The organism is Actinoallomurus sp. NBC_01490, assembly GCF_036227085.1.
GTDB classification, from domain to species: Bacteria; Actinomycetota; Actinomycetes; order Streptosporangiales; family Streptosporangiaceae; genus Actinoallomurus; species Actinoallomurus oryzae.
Map to the genome: position 1 here is coordinate 8,061,795 of NZ_CP109433.1, position 12,572 is coordinate 8,074,366.

10 protein-coding genes and 1 pseudogene are annotated in these 12,572 nt (G+C 64.4%); 1 reads left to right on the forward strand and 10 read right to left on the reverse strand.

Annotated elements, in window-relative coordinates; genetic code table 11:
- Position 1: 1 nt before the first annotated feature.
- The 3 genes from solA to OG417_RS37135 all read right to left on the reverse strand — a co-directional run bounded on the left by solA (position 2) and on the right by OG417_RS37135 (position 3,084).
- The gene (gene solA, locus OG417_RS37125; RefSeq protein ID WP_329239159.1) at positions 2 to 1,144 is read right to left on the reverse strand and encodes an N-methyl-L-tryptophan oxidase; all 1,143 of its coding nucleotides are present in this window, start codon (positions 1,142 to 1,144) and stop codon (positions 2 to 4) included.
- Between the two features lie 71 nt (positions 1,145 to 1,215).
- Positions 1,216 to 1,947, reverse strand: coding sequence for a GntR family transcriptional regulator (locus tag OG417_RS37130; protein WP_329239162.1), 732 nt, complete (start codon positions 1,945 to 1,947; stop codon positions 1,216 to 1,218).
- Between the two features lie 201 nt (positions 1,948 to 2,148).
- Positions 2,149 to 3,084, reverse strand: coding sequence for a DUF389 domain-containing protein (locus tag OG417_RS37135; protein ID WP_329239164.1), 936 nt, complete (start codon positions 3,082 to 3,084; stop codon positions 2,149 to 2,151).
- 839 nt (positions 3,085 to 3,923) lie between these two features.
- Here OG417_RS37135 and OG417_RS37140 point away from each other — a divergent pair.
- Positions 3,924 to 4,275, forward strand: a pseudogene (locus tag OG417_RS37140) (transposase); the annotation flags it as partial.
- Between the two features lie 54 nt (positions 4,276 to 4,329).
- Here the strand turns inward: OG417_RS37140 and OG417_RS37145 are convergent.
- The 7 genes from OG417_RS37145 to OG417_RS37175 all read right to left on the reverse strand — a co-directional run bounded on the left by OG417_RS37145 (position 4,330) and on the right by OG417_RS37175 (position 12,430).
- Positions 4,330 to 4,893, reverse strand: coding sequence for a DUF6817 domain-containing protein (locus OG417_RS37145; protein ID WP_329239167.1), 564 nt, complete (start codon positions 4,891 to 4,893; stop codon positions 4,330 to 4,332).
- Positions 4,894 to 4,895: 2 nt separating this feature from the next.
- A complete protein-coding gene (locus OG417_RS37150) occupies positions 4,896 to 5,705 on the reverse strand; it encodes a hypothetical protein (RefSeq protein WP_329239170.1) in 810 nt (269 codons plus the stop codon).
- Between the two features lie 147 nt (positions 5,706 to 5,852).
- Positions 5,853 to 7,868 (reverse strand): asparagine synthase (glutamine-hydrolyzing), encoded by a 2,016-nt coding sequence (gene asnB, locus OG417_RS37155; RefSeq protein WP_329239173.1) that lies wholly within the window; start codon positions 7,866 to 7,868, stop codon positions 5,853 to 5,855.
- Entirely contained in the window at positions 7,765 to 8,577 is an 813-nt protein-coding gene (locus OG417_RS37160; RefSeq protein WP_329239176.1) for an SDR family oxidoreductase, read from the reverse strand. The genes asnB and OG417_RS37160 overlap by 104 nt, the downstream gene beginning before the upstream one ends.
- Positions 8,578 to 8,639: 62 nt before the next feature.
- Positions 8,640 to 10,139 (reverse strand): aldehyde dehydrogenase family protein, encoded by a 1,500-nt coding sequence (locus OG417_RS37165; protein ID WP_329239179.1) that lies wholly within the window; start codon positions 10,137 to 10,139, stop codon positions 8,640 to 8,642.
- A gap of 68 nt (positions 10,140 to 10,207) precedes the next feature.
- Entirely contained in the window at positions 10,208 to 11,077 is an 870-nt protein-coding gene (locus OG417_RS37170; RefSeq protein ID WP_329239182.1) for a TauD/TfdA family dioxygenase, read from the reverse strand.
- 192 nt (positions 11,078 to 11,269) lie between these two features.
- Positions 11,270 to 12,430: an MFS transporter gene (locus tag OG417_RS37175; protein WP_329239185.1), complete on the reverse strand. Its 1,161-nt coding sequence runs from the start codon at positions 12,428 to 12,430 to the stop codon at positions 11,270 to 11,272.
- Between the last annotated feature and the right edge of the window lie 142 nt (positions 12,431 to 12,572).

The window sequence follows — 12,572 nt, forward strand, 5'->3', positions numbered from 1 at the left end:
CCTATCGCGCGGCCGCGGCGGTCGCCGCCCGGGACGCGGGAAACCGCGACGGATCCAGATACGAGATGTCGAAGCGGGGGTTCGCACCGTCCAGCACCAGCTCGGCGGCGAGCTCTCCGAAGACCGGCGCGAGCTTGTACCCGTGCCCGGAGAACCCGGTGAGCACGAGCGCGTCGTCCTGGCCGGGAATCGGCCCGAGCGCGGCGTTGTGGTCGGGCGTGAAGCCGTCGCTGTAGGTGCCGATCCGGATCGGGTGCGGCACCAGCGCGGGCAGCAGCCGGCGGACCGCTTCCGCCGCCGCCCGGGTGAACTCGGCGTCGCGCGAGCGCGGCAACGCGTCCGGTGTGTCGACCACAGGGCGTGCCAGATGGTGCGGGATCACCTTCACCGAGACCCCGTCCACGCAGGGGAAGAAGGAGAACCCGGCCTCGACGTGACGCCGGATCCCCACCGGGAACGCCCGCGGCGCCACCGTCTCCGGCTCGCGCGCCGCGAACCAGCAGGCGGTGATGAGCTCGGCGTGTACCGGGATGTCGGCGAGCAGCGGGGTACGGGCCGCCCAGGGGCCGGGCGCGAGCACCAGCCAGTCGGCGTCGAACCACCGCTCGCCCGCGTGCACCCGCCAGCCGCCGCGGTGGCGCTCGATCTCCCGCACCCGGTGGTACGGCAGGATCTCCGCACCGGCCTCGGCCGCCCGCGCCAGGGCCACCTGCACGCCGACCTCCGGCCGCAGGACCCCGCCCTGCGGGTCGAGCACGCCGATCTCGTCGTCGTCCACCGCGTGCTGCGGGTAGCGGTCGCGCATCTCTCGCGCGTCGAAAGTCTGGTGCGGCAGCTGGTACTCGGCGGCGCAGTCCAGCACGGCGCGGACATCGGGGTCGTCGGGGCGGCCGACGGTCAGGCAGCCGGTGCCGGTCAGGACACGCCGGCCCGAGGTGCGTTCCAGCTCGTCCCACAGCTCACGGGCCCGCCGCAGCAGCGGAACGTACTGGCCGCCCTCCTTGTAGATGGTACGGAAGATGCGGGTCTCGCCGGCGGAGGCGCCGCGGTCGTGGCCCGGTGCGTACGTGTCGAAGGCCAGGACGCGGGCGCCGCGCAGGGCCAGCCGCCAGGCGGTCATCGCTCCGATGACGCCGGTTCCCACCACCGCGACCGTGGGTGCTTTCGCCGCCGCGGGTGCTTTCGCTGTCGGATCGGACACTGGGCTTGCTCACCTCATCCGGTGTCGTGGCCTCCTCCGAGACCTTCGACGGTCTGCTCGATGTAGAACTCGTGCAGTCCGGGCTTCATGACGTGCCACATGGCTTCGGCGACCGTGCCGTCGGCGAGCCGCGTCACCCGGCTCAGCCGGAGCACGGCCGCGCCGCGCTCCGCCTCCAGCAGGTCGGCGTCGGCGGCGGTCAGATTCACCGCGGAGATGTACATCCGGGACGTCGCGAGCGGGACGCCGCGTCCGCCCAGGTAGTCGAGGACGGTCGTGTGAACGAGATCCTTCTCCAGCAGGTCCGGGGCGTACCGCAGCGGTACGGCACTCTGCTCGATCGCGATGACCGTGTCGGTCAGATCGAACTTCAGTCTCCGCAGCTCCACCACCGGCTCGTCCTCCGGTACGTCCGGCAGGTCCACGCCGCATTCGCGTGCCGTGCTGACGCGTGCCCGCTCGACCTCGTGCCGGCCCGGGATCTCCGGTCCCTTGATCTGGGGGTCGACGAGCCGCAGCAGATTGTCGTGTGTCGGCCCGGCCACGAAGCTTCCGATACGTCGATGTCTCACCACCAATCCGACTTGCGCCAGTTCCCGCAGCGCTCGCTGGGCGGTGGCCCTGGACACGCCGTACGCGGCCTGCAGCTCGGCTTCGGTCGGGACCTTGTCGCCCGGCCGGAGGTCACCGCCGCGGATCTGCGCAGCGAGGTGGTTCCGGATACGTATGTACGGTGCGTCCGCCACTAGAGGGAAACCTCCCACTCAATCAATTGGCTAGTCAATAGCTGTGATCATGTTTTTCACCCCGGCGGTGACGAGGGGTCACGACCTGGGGGAGCTGCGGCCCGCCGGCGTACACGATGGGCCGGCCCGGTGTACGGGGAGGTCGACCAGGCGGCGTTCACAGGGGACGGCGCCGAACCCGGGTACGGCCGCGCGGTGCGGCTAGGCGGTGCGTCTCTTGCGGACCAGCGCCCAGGCGGCCCGCTGGACCAGCAGCGTCGCCGTGCCGGCGACGACCATCCCGGCCAGGTTGACGCCGAGCTGAACGACCGAGCCCCAGATCTCGCCGTGGTGGGAGAGTGCGAGGGCGACCGCGACGTTGCCCGCGGCGGGCACCGTGGTCACCGAGATGAAGACGCCGACCAGCGCCGAGGATTTTCCGGCCGTCAGCGACAGCACCCCGGCCGCGCCCGCGAGCACCGCCACGATGAACGACCACCGATCGGGCCGGTAGACGAACCCGGTCTGCGGCCGGTGGGCCGGTAGCCGGTCCACCGCGATGACGCCCGTCCACCGGCCGACCAGCGCGCAGACGAACGTCACCACGATCGCGACCGCGAACCCGGCGGCCAGGACGCCCAGGGCACGCCCGATCCGTCGCCGGTCACCGCGGATCAGGCCGTAGGAGATGGCCGCCACCGCGCCGAACTCCGGCCCGAGCACCATGGCACCGACGATGAGGATCGAGCTGTCGATGATCGCAGCGATCCCGGCGAGCATCGTCGCCAGCACCAGGAACGCGGCGAACGACCACGTGAACCGGGCCTCCTCCTCCGTCCGCTGGTCGATCTCCTCCCACACGACCGCGTCGTCCCCGTGTCCCGGGGCGTTCTCCTCGGCCGCCTCGGCGACATGGGAGATCGACACGTCGACCCGCTCCAGCGCGATCGACCCCTCATCCTCCAGCCCGAGGCGCCGCAGCCCATCGATGACCTCGTTGACCGCCTCGCGGGCGACGTCGCACATGACCAGGTCGCCGGCCGGCTGCCGGGCCGCTTCGGGCAGCACCACGACGTTCGTCACGCCCAGGCTCTCGCCGAGCAGCCCGCACACGTCGTCCGTCCGGTCCTTGGGCGAGATCGCCCGCAGATGCAACATCGCCGCCCCCGACCGTCTCGCCCGCAACCTGACGGAGAACATCGTGCCGCATCACGGCCGACGATCCGCCCGGTCCCGCCGGTGCACAGGAACGCCGGGCCGTCAGGTTCCCAGACTGGACGAGAGCGGACGGCGCCACGAGCGACGCGGCACCGCCCAGATCGTCCCGAAGACTCAGTGGCGCAGGGCGCTGATCAGGGACCTCAAAACACGACTGGACGCTCCTGACAGCGTCGATGATTCCCCGCTCAGCCCTGATGCGCTGCCAGGCACTTGAACTCCGAACCCGCGGATTAAGAGTCCGCTACTGAGGTATCGAATGGGTGCTCTCAGTGCCGGTCAGCGATGCTTCGTCCGTGACCCCATCGGTTCCCGTGCCGTATCGTGCCGCCCTATGCCGGGGCGCACCACGGCATACGAGCACCCACCGAGCGACCGAGATCGCCGATGACCGCTCACGGCTGGTCGCAGGCCGAGGGTTCCACATGCCGGCCGGCACGTCCGAAACCGTCTGGCATCCCATTGCTCCGCTGGGGTAGTTCCGCATCCAGGTGCTGGCATCGGCCGCGTACTCGGCCTGGGTGCGCCGGCATCGCCCTGGTAGTCGTAGTTGGTGACCATGTCGGGAGCGTGGCCGGTCCGGTCGGTCTGGATGACCTGGGTGACGACACATTTGTGAAAACAGTCAATCTTCCGGTCTTTGGCCCCGTCTGGGAGTGTCCAGTAGGTCGGGAAGCGGCGTTTGGTGTCGGTCTCAGGAGTGGGGAGCGCATCGGTTGTGCATTCGGGCTCGGACCAGTTGACGTCGATCTGTCCGCCGGACTCGTCGTAGATCGAAGGCGCCGCAGGCCGAGGTCGACGCCTACATCGCGGCGTTCGCCCGCCAGCGCGACGAGCACGGCCGCCGCCTGGTCGTTCGCAACGGTTACCACCAGCCCCGGGAGGTGCTGACCAGCGGCCGGCACGGTCGAGGTGAAGGCACCGCGCATCAACGACAAGCGCATCGACCCCGACACCGGCGAGCGCAAGCGGTTCTCCTCGGTGATCCTGCCGCCGTGGTGCCGCAAGACCCCGAAGCTGACCGAGATGCTGGCCCTGCTCTACCTGCATGGCTGGTCCAGCGGGGACTTCGTGCCCGCCCTCGGGCCGTTCCCCGGCTCAACCGCCGGCCTGTCACCAAAATCCTCAACTGGCTCCAAGCCCACGACTAAGGACCTCGCCCCTCCTGGGGGTCGATTGCCGTGACTACCGACCCGTGGGTGGGATGGGTGCCATGTGACCGAGTGTGGCGGTTGCGGTGTCCATGGCGGAGTCACTCACGAGATGGGACGTCATTGCGAACAAGAGACGGACCGAATCCCAATCGGCGTCGGTCTGTCCCGCTGCCGCCTCGAGCGCGTTCGCCCATGTCAGTTCCATGAATTGACGTAGATCTTCACCGTCCACCGTCCACTCCTCGGCGGTGAAACGGTCCCGCCACCGTACGCTCTCCGCGCCGGACAGTTGTGGATAAACGAACCGACGGTCGCAGCATCCGTAGACATACACGATCTTCTCAGCCGTATCTCCCACCAGGTCGCGAACTATCTGACGTTCGTCGACGGCGACCAGGGGACTGGCCAACCCATCGGTGCCGTAAGCGGCATGTATCAGTCCCGCGGCTACCAACGGTTTGGGGGCGTTCCATCGGCGGAGGATATTTTCGGTGCCTGTCAAGTGGGTGAGCAGTGTGCGGTGGTGAAGATAAATCTTGTCTGCTCCGCCGCGCTTGAGAAACTCGACGACAGCTGCTCGGCGATCGGCTGACATGCTCATATTGCGCGAAGGATCATCTCGTCACCGAGGGCCAAACAGGCCTTCGTGAGCGCCCGACTGTCGATACCGGCCGATTGGTCGATAGCGACGCAGGCACGAAACTTTTCCACCACGACATCATCTGGATGGAACGAGCGCTGAATCTTCTTCCATCGCCACTTGTCGACGCGCGTGTTGGTCTCACCGATCGTCGCCAAGTACATGTCGAAAGCGGCTTCCATGCGGTCACGCGCGACCAAGGCAGCCGAGACCGTATCCCCTTCGTCGAGCAGACCTTGCACATCCTCGAACAGGCTATCCGCACGGTTCTGGTAGAAACGCTTGAGATAGCCGCGGAATTTCTCCGGATCGACCAGCGATTGGAACTCCTCGAACGGAGAGTCCGCGACCAAAGAAAGTCCAATCGTAAGCCGGTGGACGAACTCACGAAGATTGTCACTCCACGCGGTTGGGTAATCGTTGTCGGTGTCCAACCCGTCGAGAAAGCTACCGACCTTGCGAAGTAGATCGAGAGGAACCACCGTGAGATCAAGGCGTGTCGGTCCCGGGACCACCGTCATTTCCATAGGTGGCATCCCCGGACCGGTTACCTCCGGCACTCCACCGGAGGAACGGAAGCTCGGCGTCACCAGATACAGATCGATGTCCGATCGTGAGTTGGCGAATCCATCGAGCCAGGATCCGCTCCAAAACAGTGCCTCGTCCGGATTCGGATCGATATCACCCACCACGTCCACGAGGCTACGGTCGAGCCGGTCACGCAAGAGCTGGTCGAGGTCTACGAGCGTGACAAGTTTCTTTTCCATCGACAAAACTCCTAAGATTGATACTCGGTCCCCAGCGAGACTCTTATGGCTGTCCATTCATGCCAGTTCCTCAGCAGTCGGAGGCAACACCAAGACGCAATACATGACCGTGCAGGCTTCCCATCTGCGGCGGCAAACAGACGAACCTCAAGATGCGTTTGCACTGCGGACCTGACGGATGTGATCAAAGAGGGATCGGTACCACGCAAGCAATACCACGATCCCCCACACGGTCCTGGTGTTTGCCCGCGGGTCACGGTGGAAGCCGGCGGCAAGCCGTGCGAGCCCGTTGACATCCAAACCGAGTTCCTCCGCGCCGACACCGTCTCGAAGAAGGTCGAGAGTCATGTCGCGCATCGGCCCGGCGAGCCACGCCGAAGCCGGAGCGGAGAACTTCTGCTTAGGACGATCGACGACACTCGAGGGGACCAGCCCCCGCGCGACGAAGCGGAGCGCCTCCTTAGGCCGGCCCACCATCAGCGCTCGAGCAGGCTGCGACATGGCCCAATCCACCACGCTGTCGCGGAGAAATGGGACGCGCACTTCAAGTCCATGAGCCATGGACAGTCTGTCAACGCGCGACAGGTGGTACTCCGGCAACTTGGATGTGACCTCGAACCAGCGGACCGCCTCTGCCGCATCGACCCCACTTGCGGCGAGTTCGGCGAATCCGAATCGCTCCTGCGAGACCTCCGGGGCGCATCGCTTGAGCATGTCGTCGTCCAGGACCCTTCGGCGATCGTCGGCTGACCACCACCCGAGTGCGCTCCAGTACTCGTCTCGCCAGGGCTTGCCTCGAAGTGATGCCTGATGCGCCTTGTGCATGTGCTCGTAGCCCAGGAGCAGCTCGTCGGAGCCGTCCCCTGCCAGCACTGTCTTGTGTGTGCGTGCCGCCATCTCGCTAACGGCGTAGGTGCTCAGACACACGGGGGTATAGATCGGTTCGTCCAGAGATCGGAGCGTCGCCAAGAAGGCTTCCGAGACACTTGTTTCGACGAGGTGCGTGATATCGTGCCGAGCGCCGATATGCCGCGCGACATCGATGGCGTATGGGGTCTCGTCTTGCCAAACATCTTCGGCATACCCGACGCTGAATGCATCAATCCGGCCCATCTGCTGCGCGGCCAATGCGGAAACGGTCGCTGAATCGAGCCCGCCGCTGAGGAACGTCGCGGGCGGCATGTCCGGAGCAAGCGTTGTCGATACCGATTCCTGCAACGCTTCCTCCAAGGATCTCCGATCCCTCTCCTCTCCGGAGAAAGTGGGAAACGCAAGTCGGTGAGATGCACGAACAACACCGAACGGATGCCGCTGGTCGAAGGCGACAGTTGTCCCCGGCTCGATCTTACGCACCTGGCTAAATGGGCTACACGTGGGTGGAGAGAACCTGACGGTAAAATAGTCCGCGATGGCGTCACGACTAACGTCGGCGGGCACGTGCCGATCCGTCATCAGCGACCGCAGCTCCGACGAGAAAACCAGTCGATCTTGCCCAGCGTACACATAGAGGGGCTTGATGCCCATCCGGTCGCGACCGATGATCAAACTTTCACGGCGTGCATCCCAGATGGCAAAGGCGAACATTCCGTCCAGTTGCTCAGTGAACCGTTCGGCATCGTGCAGGTACGACGCCAGGATCACCTCCCCGTCGCCATTGGTCAAGAACCGGTGGCCGGCACTCTCAAGATTTCTCCGCAGTTGTGCATAGTTGTAGATTTCGCCATTGAAGACCACGTGAATGTCTTCGTCTCTATAAGAGATCGGCTGGTTCGACCCGGCGACATCGACAATCGATAGACGAACGGAACCGATAGTCCCGACTCCGCGTGAAATTATCCCTTGCGCGTCAGGGCCCCGATGTTCAAGGGCGGTCAACAAGCACTCGACCGTGCGGAGCTCAGATGAGTCCCAGCCCCAGGTGACGACACCCGCGATTCCGCACATGGTTACCTCCGAAAACCTTTGTGGGTGTACGTCGCCGGATGCTCGTCGTCGTGAGCCGTAGCGCCTCCCGCGCTTACCGGAGAGCGTGACCTCGTCGTCGGCCGCATGCCGATCGCTACCTCGCGAAGCTGACGGACAGTCCGCCGTCGACGCTGATGACCGCGCCCGTGGTGGCTCTGCTAAGTGGTGACAACAGGAAGAGGACCGCGTTCGCGACATCTGCCGGCGACACCCGTACGCCCAGGAGTGTTCGCTTCGCGTAGAAGTCTGGAAGCTCGGCAACGCTGACACCGTGCGACTGAGCCTTTTCCGCGGACAGACCCTGCTCCCAGAACTTTGAGCCGTCGAACACCGCGCCGGGATTGACGGTGTTCGCCCGCACACCGAGCGGGGCGCCCTCGAGAGCAAAAAGACGAGCCAACTGGAGCACTGCGCCTTTGGCGATCGGATATCCGCCGAAGCCCGAGCTGGGGGCCACCGCCTGCTTTGACGCGATGTAAACCAACGAACATTGAGCGCCGACACGCTGGGTGGTCCGGTGCCGCAGGACCGCCTGTGACAGCGGCAGATGCACGGTCAGGTTGCGGGCCAAGTCCTCATCGAAGTCCTTCAGCTCGATCTCAGTCATCGAACCGGCCGAAGAAGTACCGGCGGCGAACACTACTCCGTCGAGCCGCCCACTGGCCGTGGCGATCTCGAGCGCCCGATCGGCAACGCTCGGCAGCGTCACGTCGCCGCACACCGCCCTGACGTCACCGTCGAGACCTGTGACCGCATCGGTGTTGATGTCGACCACGACGACCGACGAACCCAGCGCGACAAGGTGCTTGACCGTGCACAGCCCGATCCCGGACCCACCGCCAGTGACGATAAAGGTCTTTCCACCCAGGGCGAGCGGCCCATCGACATTCGGACTTGGAAACGACACAGCCCGAGTTCCTCTCTTCTTTGGTTCACGAATCGCGGGGCTGCAGGAGCCTTTATGAGGCCTCACTCGTGGTGGATCGCTCTCCCTGTTCGTCTCAGACCGGACACGTCGCGAACGTCGGATCCGAGATCGACCCACACAGCCTTCTGTTCGCTGAACTCGTCGAGGCAGCCGGGCCCGTTCTCGCGGCCGAGGCCACTCATGCCCATACCCCCGAACGGCACATTGTGCGCAAGCTTGCGATAGGTGTTCACCCACACCGTGCCGGCGATCAGACGGCTGGCGACTCGATCCGAGCGCCGGCGGTCGGTCGTCCAGACCCCGGCCGCCAGCCCATATCTGGTGCTGTTGGCCAGGCGGACGGCTTCATCCTCGCTTTCGAAGGGAATGACGCACACCACTGGGCCGAAGACCTCCTCATGGAATATCCGTGAGTCAGGGGTCACATCCGTCAGCACGGTCGGACGGTAGAAGAACCCTTCGGGCAGCTCGGCGACGTACTCGCGCCTTCCACCTGCGGCAACGCACGCGCCGCCCGCGACAGCTTCGTCAACCATCGTTTCGATCTTCTGCAATTGCGCTGCCGAGGCGATCGGGCCCATGTCGACCGACGGATCGAGGGGATTACCGATGCGGATGGCGTCGGCAGCGGCAACGAGGCCGTGGAGCACCTCGTCGTAGACGGATCTCTCGACCAGGATGCGCGAGCCCGCCATACATGCCTGCCCGGCCGCCCCGAACGCCCCGTTGGCCGCACCGCGTACCGCTTGTTCGAGGTCAGCGTCCCCGAACACGACATTGGCACTCTTGCCGCCGAGTTCCAGCGAGACCGGCCGAAGACCGCGCGCAGCGGCTACCGCGACCTGCTCACCGGTGGCCGAAGAACCAGTGAACGCAATGCGCGCGACCGAAGGGTGTTCGACGAGCGCACGGCCGACCGCGGCGTCACCCGACACCACATTGAGGACCCCTGGTGGCAAGCCGGCCTTCGTGGCCAACTCTGCGAGCCGCAGCGTCGAGAGCGGGGTGACCTCTGATGGCTTTACGACAACGGTGTTGGCCATCGCGATCGCCGGCCCCAACTTCCACAGCAAGAGGTTGATCGGCGAGTTCCACGGCGTTAGGCAGGCCACAACGCCGATCGGCACTCGTTCCGTGTGGACGCGCATCGACCCGGCCGGCGGCTCCACGACGTACCCACTCGGCATCTGTAGCAGATGCGCGGAGTATCGCAGGTGGTCTCCGTAACGCTGGGCGTTACGCACGTTCAGCGCCTTGCCATTCTCCCGGACCTGGAGGACGGCAAGCTCCTGAGCGTGATCATCCAGCAGCGCTGCCAGAGCGGTCAGGACGGCGACACGTCGCGGCGTGGGTGCTTCACGCCAGTCAAGAAAAGCCTCCTCGGCAGCCGACACAGCGCGGGCAACGTCGGTGGCCGATGCGGTGGATATGCGGTCGACCAGCTCACCATTCCAGGGCGATCGCACGTCGAGCACGGCGCCGTTTCCCGGGGTAAGACGACCATTGATGAAGCATCCCGGCCCCACGTCTTCGTCGCTCACGACCTACTCCCCCTAATATCCGATCGCACCGATAGCACCCAACGCCTGATGCCGGATGTCCTACAGCGTCAGATGATCGTGTGATACCTCGAGTTAAGAAAGTAACCTTTGGAGCGTCGCAGCTCGCGTGCGCCTTTTCCCAACGCCGTCCGCGCGTGGAGCGCGCGACGGTTGTCGATCAGGAGATAGTCGCGTGGTTGCAGACGAATAATGATTTCGACGTCATCGAGCGGATCAGCGAGCACGGATTGAAAAATGCGCAACGCCCTGCCGTGTCGTTCGTCCAGCTCGTACTTTGGTAGCAGTGCCTCCAAGACGTCGCTGCGATACCGTACGTGCCACTCGTCTGCGACACGCCGTAGAAGGGGGACTTTCTGCACGCCGTAGCCGACGACCGGATCACGCAGGAAAAACGGGAACACTGGATCCTGGAGCGCGAGCAAGGCCTCATGGCCCGCTTTAGACTCGACCTGGGCGGCGATATCCGCCGCCCGTATCAAGCTGGAGTCGCCACCGCCGGAATCGTTGACGACACACCCCAGACCGAGCATCTCGTGAGGATGGATCATATACGTCGAGTCGGAGTGGAACGGGAAGGGCGCCCCGGTTCTCGACACGTCAGCCACCTCGCCCTCGCCAGCCGTCGGGGATATAGTAAAAAACAACTCGCCGCCGTTGCCCTCGTTCGAGAGGGTCGACACCAGCCCCAGGAATGTCGCCAATTCCTCATCAGATCGAGTCGGCACGTCGTGAACGAGGCAGTATCCGTGATCATTGACTTCTCGCAGCACGCGAGACGCAAGGTTCTTGAGGGCCTCAGAACGTCCTGTAGCACGTCTCAATGCCTCAAGCGTTGCCTGGTCCAGTGCCCACCCTGTCGCGGTCGACGCCACTTCAGAGAGTTCACTTCGCTCGTGTTCGGTGAGCGTCGTCACCATCTCGACGCCTTTCTTGATCAATGAATGGGCACTGGACCAGTGTTTCGACTAGAGCTAGTCGATCAGCTGCGCACCGAGAAGGTCGATGTTACGAACCGCCGGCTTCACATAGCGCTTCTTCATCCCGCCACACCTCCTTTCATACCATTGACTAAGCATTAATTCATTCTACCATAAATGGTAGAAGAATATCTACTGGAAAGCTTCTAGTTTCATTGCCTTCAAACGCTGGTCGGCCATGCCCACAGCGTGCGGAACAAAAAGGCTCGCAACGCTCACGACAATGGCAAGCGCGACCCAGCCGACCAGCCCGGTACTCAGCACACCAACTGCCAATAGATAAGGCCCAGCAGACGTTGCCAGCCCGAGACCGAGCGTGAATACGCCGCCGTACTCACCCTGCAACTCCTTAGGGGCGAGTCCGAAGCTCAACTCGAACTCGGCCGCTGCGTAACGGATCTCTGCAAAAGACAAAAGGGTCATGCTCGCGATCAACACAACGACCGCGCCCACCGTTCCCAAGAGAGAGCTCGCCCCGATCGCCAGGAAAGAGACCGCAAGCCCGAAGCCCGACGTTCTCATGACCCTGCCGGCGATCGTGACACCGTCGACTCCACGCGCCGCGCGTATCTGAAACAGCGTCACTACGGCCGTGTTCAGCACCACGAGTACTGCGAATAGCGAGGGCGGGGCATCGGTACTGCTCTCGATCCACAGCGGGAGCGCGAATGTGAACACCGGCGCTTGAAGGATCAACACCGAATTGAGCAGGGTGACCAGCAAGAAAGGGAAGTTTTTGAGGGCCGCGTCCGATCGTCTTCTCGCCCGCTGCGGCGTGCGCGCGACCTTTGGGAGCTTGAGAACAATGAAGACGTTGGCGGCGAAGGTCAACGCATTGGCAGAGATCAGCGTGTAGTACGCCGGCGCGACGTCGAAGTAGATCGCAACACCGGCCACGAGGGCTCCGAAGCTCGAGGCAAGATTCACGATAGTGCGAATCACCGACCGCAAATGGGTTGCGGAGTCACCTCCTACCATACGGAAGACCGGTAGGCGCGCAGTCTGACTGGCCGCAGCGGCGAACTGACTCACACACGCGACAACGAGAAATGCCCAGAAAGATCGAGCGACGAGAAAGGCAGCCATGGCTGAGGCTTCGATACCCAACGATGCGGCCCAAACGCCCCGCGCACCCCAACCATCGGCCAACCGCCCAACGGACAAGTTCGCGCTGAGCGCCACGAAGCCGGCCACCGTGAGCCCGACGCCGACTTGCGCTGCCGAAAGCCCGACGATACCTGTGAAGTACAGGGCGCTGGAGGTGATGAACATCCCCGTGCCGACAGAGTTCACCAGTGTTGACCACGCTACCGTCCGCCGCGGACCGGGCGGGAGATTGAGCGCGCCGACGACTCTTGACCAGATCCGGATGCGAGGCTCACCCGACGGCTTCATGCGGGACACCGTCCGATCAGTTTGACTACTCGCCGCGCCA

Excerpts from the sequence above, each read along its gene's own strand:
- OG417_RS37135 (WP_329239164.1), bottom strand. The coding sequence starts at position 3,084 with ATGTTGCATCTGCGGGCGATCTCGCCCAAGGACCGGACGGACGACGTG.
- OG417_RS37145 (WP_329239167.1), bottom strand. The coding sequence starts at position 4,893 with ATGTCAGCCGATCGCCGAGCAGCTGTCGTCGAGTTTCTCAAGCGCGGC.
- OG417_RS37150 (WP_329239170.1), bottom strand. The coding sequence starts at position 5,705 with ATGGAAAAGAAACTTGTCACGCTCGTAGACCTCGACCAGCTCTTGCGT.
- asnB (WP_329239173.1), bottom strand. The coding sequence starts at position 7,868 with ATGTCGCGAACGCGGTCCTCTTCCTGTTGTCACCACTTAGCAGAGCCA.
- OG417_RS37170 (WP_329239182.1), bottom strand. The coding sequence starts at position 11,077 with ATGGTGACGACGCTCACCGAACACGAGCGAAGTGAACTCTCTGAAGTG.